Raw genomic sequence first — 16,955 nt, 5'->3', positions numbered from 1 at the left:
CATGAATGATATTTTAATCAGAAATTATGAAGAGACAAAAGAAGAAATCCTTATCGACTTTGATAAGGATTCTTTTGTTTCTAATTGGCAACAAAATGAAGCTTGGGAAGTTTCTTTTACAGTGCCGAAAACTTTGAGGAATAAGGCAACATTTGAGCTAATTGAATTTGAAAATTATGTCATGTTTGAAGGTGAAATGTACTCAATCAAGCAACTGCGAAGGTATGCGGTTGGTCAACAACTATTTAAAGCTGTGACAGCTACACACATTTATTACACTATTCAAGATGGAAGACAATACAATGTTATTTCAGGCACAAAATCAATTAGTGAGTTACTAACTCATATTTTTAAGGCAGGTAGCAGGGGATTTAGTTGGGAAGTTATCGATCCAAACAATGTGTTTCTAAAGAAAGAGCAAGAGAATTTTGGGAATGATAATTATTTGAATCTAATCAATCAAATATTAGCAGATTATGGTGCTGTTGTTATCCCTAACAACAAGCATCTTGTTTTTTATCCGTCATCAGAATTTGGTCAAGTTACTGAAGAACAAATTCGTTATAAATACAATACAGATGATGTTTCATTTGATATCGATACGTATGCTTTGAAGACTCAGATTCGTGGCTCAGGCAAGAAAAAAGAAGATGATACTTACTATTTCCCACCAGTCACTTATACAAGTCCTGTTTCAAAACAATTTGGGATTCGAATTCAAGATCCTATTGAAGATGAACGTTATACCATTCAAGGCAACATGCTTGAATATTTAAAACAATCAATTCATGACTATCCAGATATTTCGGGTTCAGTAAGTTTAAACTGGGCAATCTCTTTGGAAAAAGGAGATAAGGTTTCGTTTATTTACGAACCTCTAAATATCAATACATTAATTCAAGTGGTGGGTATTACAAAATATCCTGCGTTACCTAATAAACCACCCGAGATCGTATTAAGTAATACGAAAAAAACGATGACTGCTATTCTGGCCAATTTAACTAAGAAAGGACTGATGTGACTTGGGACTATTAAAATTAGTCAAAAATAGAATTTCTAGCGAATGGAAAGAAATTTTTAATCAAAATGTTGATTATTTGAATGGCTTAGAAACGAAGGTTGACTCGCAAAACGAAGCAACTAATAGTCGAATAGACAACTTAGTGTTAAACGCTGGGGGAGATTCACCTAACGAAGTGGTGGACGCACGAGTCAACAGCAGAGGTGAAAAATTTGCTACATTACAAGGAAGACTGACTTACCATGAAGACTTAGCAGACCAAAAAATAGCTGACACTGAAAAAGAATTAGAGAGTCAGAAAGAGCAAATTGGTCAGTTAAACGAAGTAATCGCAGGCTTGTACGCAGGAAGCGGCTCAAACGTGGATATTTATGTTTCTGCAAAAAACGGAAATGATAAAACCGGTGATGGAACTGAACAAAAACCATTTAAAACAATTCAAATTGCTATAAATCAAATACCACTGATCAACACATCAACGTCAACGATTTGGATTGATGATGGGGTATATTTAGAAGATGTATTTGTTCGAGGAATCAGCGCAGGAAAAATAATTATTCGAACGATACAAAGTCCAAGTACGCTCGATGTGACAAAATCAGATATGCCTGTGAAAGTCAGATCTGTATCTTTCTTCTACTGTTCTGGTTATTTTCAAGCTCAAGGATTAGAACTTGTAGATCAAGCTAATGCACCTATTTACGAAGGACGTAAGTACAGTTTTTGTTGCGAGCAGGGAGGGTATCTAGCTTTATACAAAGTTAGAGTAGCTGAAAATACTAAAAGCATGAGCGACCATACTGCAAGCTATGTTGGCGGTATGTCAAAAATGCATATATATGATTCATATTTTGCAAATCAAAATCAAATCAACATTTCTCGGTTGTTCGGTGAAACGAGAGCTTCAAGTACTGTGACTGGAGCTTCAAATAATATTGCGTTTGAAGCTGATAACGGAACCGTTCGCGACGGGACAACGTCAACGTTATCTGCAACAACAAAACATAAAGCAAGCGCACAAGGATTGATTATTGCGAAAGGAACGGTGTTGAGCTGATGGTTTATAAATTGAATGAGTCTTTAATCAAAATTCAAGCTGAAGCAATCAATCCAATTCAGACAAATGTCGTCTTTTGGTCGCACGACAGAAGTACAGCAAAACTTCGCTTTAAACTGATGAAAGACGGCGTTGCTCAAAGTTTGCCTGAGGGAACAATCGTTCCAATTCGATTAAAATTTCGTTCAGATACTGCTGAGGGCGGTTATGGAAGTCATGACTATTTAGCTACGATTGAAGATCGAGTAAACGGGATTGTGTCTATCGTGATTAAAGATAATCTGCTCGGATATGTTGGAAAAATCGAAGGTAGTATTTATATGGAATTTCCTAACGATCAGTCATTAGATACGGCAGGTCGTTTTATTTTTGATATCAAGCGAAGTCCAATCGACGTAACAACGCAAGAAGTAGATGATTACTATTTTGAAGGATTTGAAGAAGTGATTGATCGTTTAGAAGCGATTAAAGCAGAAATGGATGCACTTGATTATAAATCATTTCAGAAACATAAATTAACTGTTGATGATGGAAGAGCGATGCGTTTAGCTGACTTAAATCCTCGTCCAACCACCATCGATGATTTGACGCGACCAGGCTTTTACTATATTACAAGTGCAGAATCAAATACCTTTATTCCTGCGGATCACTATATCCGACAAACTGGTATGGCTGGATCTGGTTGGATAACAATCTATCCTGGTGACACAGGTGGAGGAGTGGTTCAAGAATGGTATCGAAATACGGCAAATGCGGTCGTTAATACTCGACACTTATATCGTAAACAAGAATCAGTTTCTCCTGTTACGTGGAACCCTTGGTCAGAATATGCGCAGACAAACAGCACGATGCTATCGAGTAGCTATTATCAAGGTGCAGCACATCGAATTGCTGAAGCAACCACTACCGGAAAACAAGCAACTAGTTATCTTGAATTAAGCGAGAACACAGGAATTTATTATTTAACCACAAACGAAAGTAAAGCAATGTCTGATTTTACTCAATTACCGCCAGAATTCATTTACGGAGTATTTGTAGAAAATATCCCAAATGCGTCAATTAACAACTTTTTACAACGAATTACCAGTAATGTTACGGATGGAGTATCACAACCACCGGTGACTTATTGGCGTGTCATTCAGAAAAAGGCTGATGGCTACACACCAACTAAATGGCGTAAAGTTGTTTCGCAAGACGATGCACAAATGCATAAACTGACAGGTGATGACGGCGCCGTCGTTCGTTTGAGTAGTTTAAGCCCTAAGCCAAAAAGTTACGAAGAATTCGCGCGTCTATACACTGGTTGGTACTATTTATCGACAGCAGATAGTCAAACGATGGAAGACTATAGTCAGTTACCTCCAACATTGCAAAATGTCGGTGTTTTTATGCTGATTGGTGCAGGTATAGATGTAAATAATGCGACGCAAACATTAATTGCTAATACGACAGCTCAAACGATGGTTTATAGAATTGTTAGAAACGGTTCAGTACTTCCTTGGAAAACTGCAATGAATGATTCTAATACAGTTAATACTACAGAACCTCAGTCGGTTGGAGGCGTTAAAAATTTCTTAGAAGCACCAACGATCAAGGGGGTATCTATTCTTGCTGACAACGAACTACCTTTTGAAGCGTGGTATGTTCAAGCTGTCTCAATTAAAAAAATAGCTGACAAAGGTCGATTGCCTGTGGGAAAGGAAGCGACAACTGCTGGCAAGCAATATGGAAGAAAAATGAAAAGTAATCCTTTGAAATGGAATTCTGATCAAACGAAAGCGGAAGTTTTAAGAGATTGTAAGTTGTTTGTCGATGGAGTTGCAGTACTTGAGCTAGGAGGTTCGGCTGGGAAATGGACGTACATTGATATTTGGAACAATGAGGAGCAAACTCAGTACATTGGCACAGGATATGGCGTTGGCGCAGCCACTGAGGGAACTCTTTGGTACAGACATAATGTTGCTTTTTCAAGATATATGGAAATCAAAGCAGGAACACAAATTTCTCTTGGTTTATCAATGGAAAGCGGTAAAGAATTAATCTCAGGACAAATTATTCATTTTCACGTTATGGAAATTATTTAGTTATAAGGGGGAAATAAGATGATAAGGGTTTGGCAATATGGTCGAACAGGTGGTAAAGAGTATGAAGTAGCAGATGATTTTCCAATTCAAGTGCCGTTTACGGATATACCACCGCTTGAAGAAATCGAATTAGAAGATCAGTTTTTTATTCCATCAGAAGGGCGATGGAAAGAAATTATCAACGGATTGGATAAAGAGAAACTAGACAACTTAACTGCTCTTTATCCTGTGCTACAAGAAGAAAATGAACAATTAAAAGAAAAAGCGGATAGTTTAAGTCAACTAAACGCAAAACTTATGCTAAATGATCTTGCAATCAAACAAGAGAATGCGGAACTTAAAGCAAAATCAGAAAGTCTAGCTCAAATCAATTCAAAAACAATGCTTGCTTCATTACAAAATAGCAAAGACATTGAGTTAATTAAGCAACAATTAAATCTGAATGAAGGAGGCGAGTAATATGTTTAGTTTTGATGATGTCAAGATGATGTATGACTGGGGCTGTTTTACAGATGAACAAGTACAAGAATTTGTTCCAACCTGTATTACGGAAGAAGAAGCGGAACAAATTATTAGCAAATAAAATGTAGGAGGCGTGCTCAATTGAGTACGTCTTTTCTTATGGGAGTTGGTGAGTAGGTGAAAGATGAAGCAGTACAAGACGTTGTCGAGCGTTTGGTTCGTATCGAAACTAAACTTGACAACTATGAAGCTTTAAGAGAAAAAGCAGAAACTGCAAAAGATCAAGCTGAAAAAGCTTATTCTATTGCTTTGAACAATGCTGATGATATTAGAGAAATGAAGGCTAATAACAAGTGGTCGTGGGGCTATATGATAGGTCTCGGTATCACTATTATTGGCTATTTTTTAACAAAATTATAGGAGGATAGTTTTATGATTTTACCAGACAAATATTACAACGTAATCAAGTGGGGCGTGCTGACTGTATTACCTGCAGCCTCTGTTTTAGTCGCGACTTTGGGGAAAGCATATGGCTGGCAAGGAGCCGACATGGCAGTTTTAACCATTAATGCGATTGCTACTTTCTTAGGTGTTGTTACTGGTGTTTCTGCATACAATTCGAATAAATAGGAGGTACTACATGAAAAAGAAATTTTTGTTTGGAGCTGTTACAGCTCTTTTTTTATTACCTGTAAACGCATTTGCTTACTCAATTAATAATGAGTTCAGTTTGTCAGCAAACGAAGGTAGTTCACAACTAGCAAACAATCGGTATATTTTGCTTCATGAAACGGCAAACGAAACTGCAACAGGTCGAAATGAAGCGCAATATATGAAACGCTCATGGTACAATGCTTACACAGCTTATATCGTGGGCGATGGTGGTATTGTTTACCAAGTTGGGCAACCTGGTTATGTCCAATATGGAGCTGGTTCATATGCCAATGCAAATAGTCCAGTGCAAATCGAGTTGCAACATACTCACGACAAAAATACATTTGAAAAAAACTACAAGGCATATGTTGAACTAGCAAGAGATTCTGCTAAGAAATATGGAATTCCTCTAACATTAGATACGCCTTACAATCAATCTGGAATTAAATCGCATTTGTGGGTAACTCAAAATATTTGGGGAGATCACAGTGACCCCTACGGCTATCTTTCTGAGATGGGTGTCTCAAAAACTAAGCTAGCAAATGACCTCGTTCATGGATTTAGTTCAGAAAATGACAATCCTACAACATCACCTGCAGAACCAGTCATTGACCCAACAAGGGCGGGTGCAGGTAATAGCACGCTAACAGATGGTGTGAATTACGCTCACATCGACCAATTCGGTGAAATCGAAAATGCCAATTTGCATGTAGCAGGCTGGCATGTAGCTAATTACAAATACGAGTATATTTTTATTATGGACTATAATACTGGAAAAGAACTAGCTCGTGTAAAAGCGAATGGCGTTTCACGTTCAGATGTAAACTCTGCATACGGCACAAGCGGAAACGTTGGTTATCATATTTCATTCAATATGCGTAGATTCCCGAATAAAAAAGTCTATGTCATGATGCGTGCAACCAATGATTCAAAAGGAAATACGAGCGGTGGAGCACAAGACTTCCACGATTCGCGTTGGTATTTGAATATTCCTAAACGATAAAAATAGCCCGCTCATTGAGCGGGCTGTACATAAGTTAGCTAAAATAGTAAGCTAACTAGTAAGTAAAATTGTAAATATTTTTTGATAGGACAAGAATACTTGTTATTGTTGCACTCAAATTATTATAATTTTCTTCTTGTCAAACATACTATCCAAATAGCTTATAAAATTAGCTCATATATATTGACTTTCAATCATAACTATCGGATACTTTTAATAAAGATAAATGTACCTTTTTGTTGAATTTTTATTATTGAGGTAATATGACGAATTTGGCGTGTCTTAAAACAAGCGCAGAAAAGCGCTGCTTTTTGCGTACACAATCATAATTTGGAGGAATGGCAGCATGAATATTACGGTTAGCATAAATAAAGAATTTGGAGAACTCACAGAGAAAAAAATCAATAGAATTACTAAAAATTTTAATGATGTTGTGAATGTACAAAACATTGATTCACAAATTGCCCTTTTTCAATTCAGCGACCATGCTTTAATTTTGAATCGTCCTAATAATGAAATTGCTGTAGCATTCCCGTCTACTGATTTGATAAGTACTTCATTTGTGAAGTTAACTACTTTGTTAGATCTTTTAGACCTCGACAATACTGGAAAAACTAATATTTCTATAGAAGATATAGTAGATTTAGAATATTCTGTAGCTGATGTAAGTTTGGGGAAATTAGGAATAAATGATAATGAAACAGACGGAGTTGGATTTAGGTTCTTAGTAGATACGTTTGGAGATAATCCAAAAGAATTTAAAATTGAACCTCGTATTGATGATTTTAATAAATTGTATATTTTTTGTAATCAGTCACAAATCAATATTGCAGAGCTTACTGAAGAATTTATTCTGAATTCGGTAAGATATTTACTAGATAAGACTGATGAATATAAACAATTTTATTTAGAAAAAGGTGGTATTAGTGGCCAATAAAGAGCTTGTTTTAATTAAAGAACAAAAGAAAAAAAATAGAGCTAAAAGATTAGAAGAAATTAGAGTTAGTGGTAAAATTATAAGTGTAACTACTTTAATCCCTTTTTATCAAGAAAATAGTAACTTAAAAGAAGGGGAGAAAAAATATGACGTTTAACTCTTCTTTGCCTTTTGATATATCAAAAAAAAATTGGGCAGATGATAATTTGTTTCCCAGTGAAATGTATCTAGATACAAATCTTGCTTTAATGTTAGTGTTACGGCAACCTAATTTTTATAAGATTGAAGAGTTTCTGAAGGAGTATTCTATCACGCGTGGAAATGATGTTTTTTGGTCAGTTTTAACCGAAAGGGAGCTATTTGATTGTATACACGTTGATACTTTAAAAAGTAAAGCAAAACAATTTGGATATCAACCGGCAAAATGGAAAGATATGGAAAACGAGCTTGATCAAGGAAGTTTTGCTACAATAAATAATGAATCGAACGATAGATTTAGTTCGGCCATCAATGTGTTAAGGCAGTATGGGGACGTACTTGATGATGTAAATCCAGCTTCTCAACCCGATAGCAGAATTATTATTAGGGAAAATGCTAGAAAAATATATACAACATACGGCGGTGGAATTAAGGATGCTGAACATATAGCTATTGCTAACGAATTTGGAATCAATAATATTTTGACTAATGATTCTAATAGTGGTAATGGATTCTTTAGATATCCTCAACAGAACATTTATGGAATATCTAAAGTAATATCTACAGGATATAAACCTAATATTAAAGCTAACGAGTATAAGGACTTAATTAGTGGTAGATAGGAATTCACTTTTTTCTAGGGCCTTTCTCAACGGCGTGTGTTCGTTTGAGATAACGATTCTAAAATATGAAATAACTTTATGTACCTGATTATTCTTCAGGTTGCGAAAGCCCTCAACCAATCAATATTGGCTGAGGGCTTTTTATTTTTCACCAACACCATATTCACCTTTGCGGTAAGCGGCTAAATTATTAACTGTACCGACAGAGACGGAAAGTTTTTCAGCAACTTCTTGTGTTGTATAACCACTAGATAGCAACTCATTGATCTTAATGCTTTGTGGAGTAGAGTAGACACCTTCAGTTATCAAAATTTTTCGCACTTTCTGTCGTGACATATTATGATGAATAGCTGTTTCTCGAATAGAGCTATTATTCAAGTAAGTGCGAACAATATCGTCCGCATTTACTTGAACAGTTTTTTTGTATTTTTCTTCTAATTCATTTCTGTATTTACGAGCAGACTCTAAAGTTGTAAATCCTCTTTTTTGATAGTGTTTACGATTGACGACTAAGTCAACTCGATATTTTTTTACTTCGTTTTGAAAGTAAGAGGTAATACCTGCAAATTCAGTTTTCATTTTGCAATCTCCTCAATCGGCATTTACATAGTAAACATAAACTTCTTTATCCATAAAATTAACAGTATATACGTCTAGTGTGTCGTTTAGTTTAAGGTCATCTGAAGAAATAATTACTTTTACGCGAGAATGCTTATGCCCAAAATCGTCTGATAATACTTCTACAGTTTCACCATTCATAATTTTTTCTGGATCAAATTCTTCTAAATCGCCGTGTCCAAAATCTTTTTCTGCGTAGTCGTTTTCGATAAACGTTTTTAATGATTCGTATTCTTCCATGACAAGTTCCTCTTTTCTATTTTTAAGTAATTGTTCCATTTCATTGATATCTTCCTTGTTAGTAATTTTCAAAAATCCACGTGCGGCAGATCGCTTTCTAATATAGTTCATTTGTTCTTTATTTTTTTCTTGCCATTTACGACTAGCTTTAATTTGTGCGTCTGATGTCTTTTTTTCTGTCATGCTGTTCACTCCTCAAAATAAGTTAGCTAACTTAACTACGATTGAAATAATCAAAATTATCATCACAATAATTAAAAATCCATTTAATAATTTTCTTTTCATTTAAATCAATCCTTTCATATATGATATAATAAAAGGGAAGGGAGGGCTTTTCAGCCCTTAACCCTACTTGAGTAGCTTGTTCAGCAAATCTATTAACTTATCAATCAGAGAAAGCACTGCGATTGCTAATCCGATTTTAGTTGTAAGTTGTTTTTGCTGTTCAAGCTTTTTTTCTTCCCTCTTATCTTTCCGACTCAATCGTTTATCACCTCCTTGACTATATATTTATTATATATCGGATATAGATATAGGTCAACACTTTTACATAATAAAAAGCAAAAAAACCTTACTTTTTAGTAAGGTTTTTTGTTTGGATAAATGCTCTTTTCAAATTCGACAACGATTTTTGGTTTGCTATTTAGCTTATATTTTTTTACGACAAATTGTTTTCTACTATTATAATATCCAAAAATAGTGATATTCATTTTTTCTTCGACATCGGCTAAGAAGTTCAAACTGTGATTAGCAATTAAGCAATTAACATCATTCAAACTAAAGCGGACGAGCGGAGTAGAACTATATTGCACAATTTTTATTTTATCAATGGTTCCATAAAGTCGTTCCAAAGCGATCACTCCTTATCTGGTTTAATGAAAGAATAGCCAGCGTAGTCGTAGCGTTGGTGTTTTTTACGCACATCGGGGACATCTGTTTTTACATCAAATAGAAAGTACACTGGCTTACAATTCCTACTCTTAGATGCAGATATTTTAATGTAATTCTTTTGACTATAATATAAATTGATTAGTAATCTATCTTCGATAGCTTCAAATATGATTTCAGTATTCCAAAACCTATACAAGTCGTTAACGAATTTGTGCGACGGATCATAATTGAACCACAAATAGAACCCATCGATTTCTAGCATAGTATCACCTCAAAAAACATTATACGAACAAATGTTCTTTTTGTAAACTTACAAAAGATATTAGACTAGTTTATACTTAACTACTATAAGAAGCGAATATTTTAAAATAAAAATGATTTTGTGGTATTTTCGTGGAATAAAATAAAAAAACAGCACAGATACGCTGTTTTAACAACGTATTGTGCTATTTAAGGAAGCCACTTGACGGGCTCGAACCGTCGACCCCCACCTTACCATGGTGGTGCTCTACCAGCTGAGCTAAAGCGGCATGAATATTTTTACAACTAATAGAATAGCGAAAATATTGAAATTTGTCAATCCTATTTATAGTGAAAAGTGAACATAATGGATTGGAAATAAGTGAGTTAGAGAATTATTTTGTATGGTATTTTATGAATGAGAAAGTAGTTTACCGCATTTGAAAATAACGGAAAGAGCAATGACCTTTTTCTAGCAAAAAAACCTTAAAAAAAACAAAAAAAGTATTGCACGTGATGGAATAAATTGCTATTATATTTATGTACTTGATTCCGGCATAGCTCAGTTGGTAGTAGCGCATGACTGTTAATCATGATGTCGTAGGTTCGAGTCCTACTGCCGGAGTAAGAATAAAAACACAACTTTTTGGAGTTGTGTTTTTTTGTTTTCCATTTGAATAGTTGTTCTCCTTGGGAAAGTCTATTTAGCAGATTGAAATTAGTAGAGTAGAAGAGTAGAATGATGGTTGTATCATGGATTTGGAAAGGATGATTGGATGTCAGCTATTACACCTGAGATGACAAAAAAATTTGAGGAACAATTTTTAGAAAACAATAAACAACAGGCGCTACAGCGTACCGTTGTGAAAAACGGAATTTCTGCATCAGCAGAGAATATTTCTGCTCATGTTGCAAATACACCCGTATTTTCAATTGATTTAGCAACAGGGAATGTCGCAAATCAAAAACAATCTGGACGCTGCTGGATGTTTGCAGCATTGAATACGTTCCGTCATAAAATGCTTACTCAATTTCAATTAAAAGATTTTGAATTATCACAGAATTATACTTTTTTCTGGGATAAGTATGAAAAAGCAAATTATTTCTATGAAAATGTTATTGCAACTGGTAAAGAGGATTTAACAAGCCGTAAAGTAGCCTTCTTGTTAGCAACACCACAACAAGATGGTGGCCAATGGGATATGATTGTTTCTTTATTCCAAAAATATGGAGTAGTTCCTAAATCTGTTATGCCAGAAAGTGCAAATAGTTCTAATTCTCGCGACTTAAATAATTATTTAAACAAAATTTTACGTAAAGATGCAGTTACTTTGCGCAAAATGGTTGCTGAAGGATTACCTGAAGCAGAAATTCAAGCTAAAAAAGAAGGAATGCTTAAAGAAGTGTATCAATTTTTGGCTATTTCATTAGGCACACCACCAGAATCTTTTGATTTTGAATACCGTGATGAAGACAAAAATTACCATATCGACCAAAATCTAACACCAAAAACGTTTTACGATAAGTATGTTGGTGTGAATTTGGACGACTATGTTAGCATCATTAATGCGCCAACTGAAGACAAGCCTTTTGATCGCTCATATACAGTTGAAATGTTAGGCAATGTCGTTGGTGGAAAAGAAGTTAAATATCTAAATGTTGATATGGAAACATTTAAAAAATTAGCGATTGCACAATTGGAACAAGGAGAATCTGTTTGGTTTGGCTGCGATGTAGGTCAATCTTCAACTAGAGATAGTGGAATCATGGCGCTAGACGCGTATGATATGAATGATTTATTTGATGTTGATTTTACAATGACTAAAGCTGAACGTTTAGATTTTGGTGAAAGCTTGATGACCCATGCAATGGTCTTAACGGGTGTTGATCTAGTGGACGATCAATCAACTAAATGGAAAGTTGAAAATAGTTGGGGAGAAAAAGTTGGAACAAAAGGTTTCTTTGTAATGAGTGATGAATGGATGGATGAGTATACTTATCAAATCGTTGTTCGAAAAGACTTATTAACTGAAGAACAACTTGCGGCATTTAACGCAGAACCAATTGTTTTAGCACCTTGGGATCCAATGGGCGCTTTAGCTTAATCGAAATAGTATGGGCTGTATGGCCTAAATAGTTGATTATTCGAAAGAAATCCAGTTTAGACAAATCATTGACTTGATTTGCTCTGAACTGGTTTTTTTAGTTTTGTTCTTCAATCGAGGAACAATGTTTTTTTAATCAGCTATGCTATAATTTTTAATAACAGAAAGGTTAAATAAGTGCTGTGGGTAATTGAGAAATGAAAGGGCTGAGTTATTTACATTAGGGGGGGAATAAGATGGAAATTCAATCGGTGCTAAAAGAATTAAATCTGACTGGTAAAGTTGTACCAGTTGTTGGTGGGGATGTCAATCAGGCATATCGAATCGAAGACCAAACGAGAACTTATTTTTTAAAGATTCACCCAAAAGTCAAACGTCGTTTTTTTGAAGTCGAAGTGAATGGTTTGAAAGAATTGTCACCTTATGTCAGAGTTCCTGAAACCTATTTATTAGGCGAAACAATCGAAGGAGCTTACTTGCTAATGGAATGGATTGAGCCTGGAAGTGGGGATCAAGCAGACTTAGGACGTGCCTTGGCAACAGTACATCAAGCAACGGCACCACAATTTGGTTTTTATGAAGATAATTATTTAGGTATTTTGGAACAAACGAATACTTTTGAAGAAAATTGGTGGACCTTTTTCTTTAAGAATCGACTAGAAAAGCAACTCATGATTGCAGAAGCGAATAATCATTGGAATCACTGGCGACAAGAAAAATTTTTTCGATTCAAAGAAGCTTTTTTACGAGATGTCGGGAAACAAAAGATTATCCCGAGCCTCTTGCATGGTGACCTGTGGAGTGGTAATGTTTTCTTTGACCAACAAGGACATCCAGTGTTGATTGACCCAGCTGTTTCATATGGTAATCGCGAGCAAGATATAGCCATGAGTCAGTTATTTGGCGGTTTTCGCCCTGAATTTTTAGTAGGCTATCAAGAACTAAATCCGCTGGATAAAGGCTGGGAAGAACGTTTACCTGTCTATCAGTTATATTATTTACTTGCTCACTTGAATATGTTTGGCGAAAGTTATGGTGCGCAAGTTGATCAATTATTAGCTAGGAAGTAAGAGGAGGATAATTTTTTGGCAAAGAAATATTCCAGAAAACATGAAGTAGCATATTACGAATGTGATATTAATCAAACGATGACTTTTCCAGCAATGCTAGGAATCGTGATTAAAACATCAGAGGATCAAAGTGATTCGCTGGGGAGAAGTAGTGACTTTATCAAAAATTTTGGGTTAACATGGGTGATAACTAATTATTCGATGGAAATTACACGACTTCCACGAGTGGGTGAAATCGTCAATGTGACAACCCAAGCAATGGAGTATAATAAATATTTTTGCTATCGAAACTTCTGGATTCATGATGAAGCAGGAAATGAATTAGTAAAGATTGATTCTGTGTTTGTTTTGATGGACTTTGTGAATCGAAAAATGAGTAGTGTGAATGAAGAAATCATCGCACCTTTTGAAAGTGAAAAAATCAAAAAAATTAAAAGACAACCTAAAATCGAGAAAATTGAAGCAGGTTTTATGTTGCCTTATCGCGTTCGATTTTATGACATTGATAGCAATCAGCATGTGAATAATGCAATGTATTTTAACTGGATGATTGATGTTTTGGGCCGTGAGTTCTTAACAACGCATGTACCAAAAAGTGTCGTGATTCGCTTTGATAAAGAGGTTGAGTATGGTCACGAAATCGAAAGTCATTTTGAACAAATTCCTGTGGAAAATGGTGTTAAAACTAGACATGAAATTCGAATGCAGGATCAAATTTACTGTGAAGCGAATATCATGTGGGAGCATAAATAATTAAAGAGAGGCTGGAATAGCTGTACATTTGGTACATTCCAACCTCTTTTTGTTTTGATTTCTTTAGTTATGAATAAATGTAACTAGTTCTTTCGCAGAAAGACCATAGTTGAGCGCAATTAACAATTTTAGTCGTGCTTTTTGACTATTGATGCTATCGCAGAAAATCACACCCATGTCTTCCAGTTCTTTACCGCCACCAGAATAATCATAGACTGGTTCAGCAATTCCATTAAAGCATCTTGAAACAAGAACTATTGGAATTTTTTGAATAAGTAGTTTTTTTAATGCAGCAAGTGTTTGTGGTGGAAGATTTCCTGCACCGAGGGCTTCAATAACTAAGCCATCTACTTTAGTGTGAGCTAGTGCTTCAATCAATTCTCCGTGCATTCCTGCATAGGCTTTTACAATTGGAATGACACCATCCACTGTTGCAATATCTAAGTGACGAGTAGGCAAGAGTTCTTGCATAAAAAGAATTCGATTTTTAGTAACTAAACCAATGGGACCTAAAGTTGGTGTTCGGAAAGTAGCTACGTTTGTGGTGTGTGTTTTCGTTACGTAACGTGCGGAATGAATCTCATCATTCATCACAATCAGGACACCTTTATCTTTTGCTTCAGCACAACTAGCTACTCGAATCGCACTTTCAAAATTATATAAGCCGTCACTACCAAGTTCATTACTAGAGCGCATCGCCCCTGTTAAGACAATCGGAAGTTGCTCGCCAATCGTTGTATCTAAAAAGAAAGCTGTTTCTTCTAATGTATCTGTACCATGTGTAATAACGACACCTGATACGCCAGCTTTGATCGCTTCTTGAATTCGATTCTTCAAAATCAGCATATGATTTGGCATGATATGTGGGGAGGGAAGATTAAAGATATCTTCAACTAATAGCTCCACATTTTCGGGAATTTGGATTTCTGCATCCATTAATGGATTGGCAACATCTGGACTGACGCCACCGGTTAAAACATTTTCTTTCATGGCGATTGTTCCGCCAGTGTGTAGTACAAGAATTTTTTTCATTCGACGACTTCCTTACCAATAATTTTGCATAGAGTTTCATGCTTATTGTATACTATATAAAAGAGTTTTGCTATCTATGAAAACAAGTGAGATTTGGTTGATTCTGTTGATAAAAAGACAAATAAAAGTCTATGCTTATGGAAGTATTTAGATAACTCAGCTTATTTTCCACTATCTTAGCGGAGAATGCAGTTGAGTTTTTCATTTTTAGAAAGCTCTTTGCTAAAACAAATTAGGAGGGAAGTAGATGATTCGTGTAGGTCTGACCTCATTTAAAGAACATGATAAATTAACCGGTAAAAAAAATAATACCTTGTTTGAATATGGCGCATTTTTACCGCTTGTTGAATTAGATACCGCTTATTATGGAATTCCCAGGAAAACATCTGTTGAAAAATGGATTCAAGAAGTTCCTGATTCTTTTCGTTTTGTTGTGAAAGCCTATCAAGGTATTAGTGGTCAGGGAAATTGGCAAGACTATTATCAGTCTGAGAAAGAAATGATTGATAAGTTTTTAGATGTGATGAAGCCGATGAGTGATGCTGGTAAGTTATTTTGCTTTTTGATTCAATTTCCTGCTTCGTTTAAATGTACAAAAGAAAGTGTCGCATATTTACGCAAATTACATGCTTGGTTTAAGGGCTTACCTGTCGCAATTGAATTACGTGACTATTCTTGGTACAGCGAAAACTATTTAGAAAGAACACATGATTTTATGCGTCGTGCGCAGTTTTCATTAGCAATTATTGATGAGCCGCAATTATTGAATGCAACGGTTCCTCGAGATTTGTTTATCACGAATGAGGCCTTCACTTTATTTCGTTTTCACGGTCGAAATGTGCAAGGCTGGCAAGCAAATGATGCAGATTGGCGCAAGAAACGAACACTTTACCGTTATTCGGAAGAAGAACTAGAAGAATTAGCGCAAGAAATCATCGCTTTACAAGACGAAACGCAAGAAATCGGAATTATTTTCAATAATAATTCTGGCGGAGATGCTGCTGAAAATGCGTTGGCATTACAACGTATTTTGGGGCTTAAGCCAGAGGGACTGAATCCAACCCAGATTGACTTATTCTAAGAAGGAGTCGGAGACATATGATTAAAGCAATCTTTTTTGATATCGATGGCACACTGGTTAATAGTCATTCAAAAGTGCTTGCGTCAACAAAAAAAGCAATCCAGGAAGCCCAAAAACAAGGAATCTTATGTGGGGTAGCTACAGGGCGAAGTCCTATACGATTAGAGGAAATGTTAGACGGGCTAGATCTTGATATGTATGTGGTCTACAATGGTCAACTTGTTTTTACAGCAGAAGAGACACTGGTTAGTCAGCCTTTTACACCAGCTGTTTTACAAAAAATCGTTGTATTTTCAGATGAAAATCATCGACAAATTTTATTTGGCGGAAGAGATCGTTTAGAAGGATCGTCTACAATGCTTCTTGCCCAGTCAACAAATATCAAACGTTTAGTTGCGTTATTACCAAAAAAATTTCCGGTCCGTTTATTAAAAAAAATGTTGCAACTTTTTAGTCCACACCGACAAAAAGAAAGGTATGAAACTTTGCCCATTCTGAAAGAGCCAGTTTATCAATGTATTTTGTTGAGCGCAGAGTCGGAACAACAAAAATTAAGTAAAACTTTCCCAGAGTGTACGTTTCAACGTTCGAATACCTATACCGTTGACATGATTCCTAAAGGGGGGTCCAAATTGTTAGGAATTCAGGCATTTGCCAAAGCAAAAGGCATTGAAATGTCCGAAATCATGGCGTTTGGCGATCATTTTAATGATGTAGAGATGTTGAAAGGTGTTGGTATTGGTGTCGCGATGGAAAATGGGCAGCCGAGCGTAAAAGCAGCCGCAGATTATATCACGAAAACAAACGACCAAGCCGGGATATTTGCAGCATTTCAACACTTTGGAATCGGAACATCAAAATAAACCAATTAAGGATTAATGGAAGG

At 35.6% G+C, this 16,955-nt stretch carries 22 protein-coding genes and 2 tRNA genes; 17 read left to right on the top strand and 7 right to left on the bottom strand.

Annotated features, from left to right (window positions below; translation table 11 throughout):
- Position 1 precedes the first annotated feature (1 nt).
- The 11 genes from IGJ76_RS09780 to IGJ76_RS09730 all read left to right on the top strand — a co-directional run bounded on the left by IGJ76_RS09780 (position 2) and on the right by IGJ76_RS09730 (position 8,039).
- Complete coding sequence (locus IGJ76_RS09780; protein ID WP_430596580.1) at positions 2 to 1,021, top strand: phage tail protein; 1,020 nt, start codon at positions 2 to 4, stop codon at positions 1,019 to 1,021.
- Between the two features lies 1 nt (position 1,022).
- Entirely contained in the window at positions 1,023 to 2,078 is a 1,056-nt protein-coding gene (locus IGJ76_RS09775; protein ID WP_430596579.1) for a hypothetical protein, read from the top strand.
- Entirely contained in the window at positions 2,078 to 4,162 is a 2,085-nt protein-coding gene (locus IGJ76_RS09770; RefSeq protein WP_430596578.1) for a BppU family phage baseplate upper protein, read from the top strand. Before IGJ76_RS09775 ends, IGJ76_RS09770 begins: the two co-directional genes overlap by 1 nt.
- 18 nt (positions 4,163 to 4,180) lie before the next feature.
- Entirely contained in the window at positions 4,181 to 4,621 is a 441-nt protein-coding gene (locus tag IGJ76_RS09765) for a hypothetical protein (protein WP_422718701.1), read from the top strand.
- 1 nt (position 4,622) lies between these two features.
- On the top strand, positions 4,623 to 4,745 hold the full coding sequence (locus IGJ76_RS09760) for an XkdX family protein (protein WP_071868296.1): 123 nt from the start codon (positions 4,623 to 4,625) through the stop codon (positions 4,743 to 4,745).
- 56 nt (positions 4,746 to 4,801) lie between these two features.
- Complete coding sequence (locus tag IGJ76_RS09755) at positions 4,802 to 5,044, top strand: hemolysin XhlA family protein (RefSeq protein ID WP_270375340.1); 243 nt, start codon at positions 4,802 to 4,804, stop codon at positions 5,042 to 5,044.
- Between the two features lie 12 nt (positions 5,045 to 5,056).
- Positions 5,057 to 5,254, top strand: coding sequence for a phage holin (locus IGJ76_RS09750; protein WP_270346637.1), 198 nt, complete (start codon positions 5,057 to 5,059; stop codon positions 5,252 to 5,254).
- A 10-nt stretch (positions 5,255 to 5,264) separates the two neighbouring features.
- Positions 5,265 to 6,281, top strand: coding sequence for a peptidoglycan recognition protein family protein (locus IGJ76_RS09745; protein ID WP_430596577.1), 1,017 nt, complete (start codon positions 5,265 to 5,267; stop codon positions 6,279 to 6,281).
- 346 nt (positions 6,282 to 6,627) lie between these two features.
- On the top strand, positions 6,628 to 7,218 hold the full coding sequence (locus tag IGJ76_RS09740) for a hypothetical protein (RefSeq protein WP_368027316.1): 591 nt from the start codon (positions 6,628 to 6,630) through the stop codon (positions 7,216 to 7,218).
- Positions 7,208 to 7,375, top strand: coding sequence for a hypothetical protein (locus tag IGJ76_RS09735; protein WP_368027315.1), 168 nt, complete (start codon positions 7,208 to 7,210; stop codon positions 7,373 to 7,375). The genes IGJ76_RS09740 and IGJ76_RS09735 overlap by 11 nt, the downstream gene beginning before the upstream one ends.
- Positions 7,365 to 8,039, top strand: a complete 675-nt coding sequence (locus tag IGJ76_RS09730; protein WP_368027314.1) for a hypothetical protein — start codon at positions 7,365 to 7,367, stop codon at positions 8,037 to 8,039. Before IGJ76_RS09735 ends, IGJ76_RS09730 begins: the two co-directional genes overlap by 11 nt.
- 141 nt (positions 8,040 to 8,180) lie before the next feature.
- On the opposite strand, the gene IGJ76_RS09725 is transcribed toward IGJ76_RS09730, so the two are convergent.
- The 6 genes from IGJ76_RS09725 to IGJ76_RS09700 form a co-directional block, all read right to left on the bottom strand.
- Positions 8,181 to 8,618 (bottom strand): helix-turn-helix transcriptional regulator, encoded by a 438-nt coding sequence (locus tag IGJ76_RS09725; protein ID WP_430596576.1) that lies wholly within the window; start codon positions 8,616 to 8,618, stop codon positions 8,181 to 8,183.
- A gap of 12 nt (positions 8,619 to 8,630) precedes the next feature.
- Complete coding sequence (locus IGJ76_RS09720) at positions 8,631 to 9,080, bottom strand: hypothetical protein (RefSeq protein ID WP_067481108.1); 450 nt, start codon at positions 9,078 to 9,080, stop codon at positions 8,631 to 8,633.
- A 165-nt stretch (positions 9,081 to 9,245) separates the two neighbouring features.
- The gene (locus tag IGJ76_RS09715; RefSeq protein WP_261768399.1) at positions 9,246 to 9,380 is read right to left on the bottom strand and encodes a hypothetical protein; all 135 of its coding nucleotides are present in this window, start codon (positions 9,378 to 9,380) and stop codon (positions 9,246 to 9,248) included.
- Positions 9,381 to 9,475: 95 nt separating this feature from the next.
- Positions 9,476 to 9,748, bottom strand: a complete 273-nt coding sequence (locus IGJ76_RS09710; RefSeq protein ID WP_430596575.1) for a hypothetical protein — start codon at positions 9,746 to 9,748, stop codon at positions 9,476 to 9,478.
- 5 nt (positions 9,749 to 9,753) lie between these two features.
- A complete protein-coding gene (locus IGJ76_RS09705) occupies positions 9,754 to 10,050 on the bottom strand; it encodes a DUF5960 family protein (protein ID WP_430596574.1) in 297 nt (98 codons plus the stop codon).
- Positions 10,051 to 10,245: 195 nt separating this feature from the next.
- Positions 10,246 to 10,318: transfer RNA gene (locus IGJ76_RS09700), tRNA-Thr, on the bottom strand.
- Between the two features lie 261 nt (positions 10,319 to 10,579).
- On the opposite strand from IGJ76_RS09700, the gene IGJ76_RS09695 reads away from it, so the two are divergent.
- The 4 genes from IGJ76_RS09695 (at position 10,580) to IGJ76_RS09680 (ending at position 13,956) form a co-directional block, all read left to right on the top strand.
- Positions 10,580 to 10,653 (top strand) — tRNA-Asn (locus tag IGJ76_RS09695).
- Positions 10,654 to 10,804: 151 nt separating this feature from the next.
- Positions 10,805 to 12,133 carry an aminopeptidase C gene (locus IGJ76_RS09690; RefSeq protein ID WP_067481320.1) on the top strand — a complete coding sequence of 443 codons (1,329 nt, stop codon included), beginning with the start codon at positions 10,805 to 10,807 and terminating at the stop codon, positions 12,131 to 12,133.
- 236 nt (positions 12,134 to 12,369) lie between these two features.
- The gene (locus tag IGJ76_RS09685) at positions 12,370 to 13,203 is read left to right on the top strand and encodes a fructosamine kinase family protein (protein WP_071869408.1); all 834 of its coding nucleotides are present in this window, start codon (positions 12,370 to 12,372) and stop codon (positions 13,201 to 13,203) included.
- Positions 13,204 to 13,218: 15 nt separating this feature from the next.
- Entirely contained in the window at positions 13,219 to 13,956 is a 738-nt protein-coding gene (locus tag IGJ76_RS09680) for an acyl-ACP thioesterase domain-containing protein (protein ID WP_067480208.1), read from the top strand.
- Positions 13,957 to 14,019: 63 nt separating this feature from the next.
- Here the strand turns inward: IGJ76_RS09680 and IGJ76_RS09675 are convergent, their stop codons facing one another.
- A complete protein-coding gene (locus tag IGJ76_RS09675; protein ID WP_071869409.1) occupies positions 14,020 to 14,988 on the bottom strand; it encodes an asparaginase in 969 nt (322 codons plus the stop codon).
- A gap of 247 nt (positions 14,989 to 15,235) precedes the next feature.
- On the opposite strand from IGJ76_RS09675, the gene IGJ76_RS09670 reads away from it, so the two are divergent.
- Positions 15,236 to 16,069, top strand: coding sequence for a DUF72 domain-containing protein (locus tag IGJ76_RS09670; protein ID WP_071869410.1), 834 nt, complete (start codon positions 15,236 to 15,238; stop codon positions 16,067 to 16,069).
- A 17-nt stretch (positions 16,070 to 16,086) separates the two neighbouring features.
- Positions 16,087 to 16,932 carry a Cof-type HAD-IIB family hydrolase gene (locus IGJ76_RS09665; RefSeq protein ID WP_067480214.1) on the top strand — a complete coding sequence of 282 codons (846 nt, stop codon included), beginning with the start codon at positions 16,087 to 16,089 and terminating at the stop codon, positions 16,930 to 16,932.
- The last annotated feature ends 23 nt before the right edge of the window (positions 16,933 to 16,955 follow it).

It is taken from the genome of Enterococcus sp. DIV0175 (genome assembly GCF_050529075.1).
In the GTDB taxonomy this organism is placed as follows: domain Bacteria; phylum Bacillota; class Bacilli; order Lactobacillales; family Enterococcaceae; genus Enterococcus_B; species Enterococcus_B thailandicus.
Note: the sequence above shows the minus strand (reverse complement) of the source record. Positions and strands in the feature narration are given on the sequence as shown.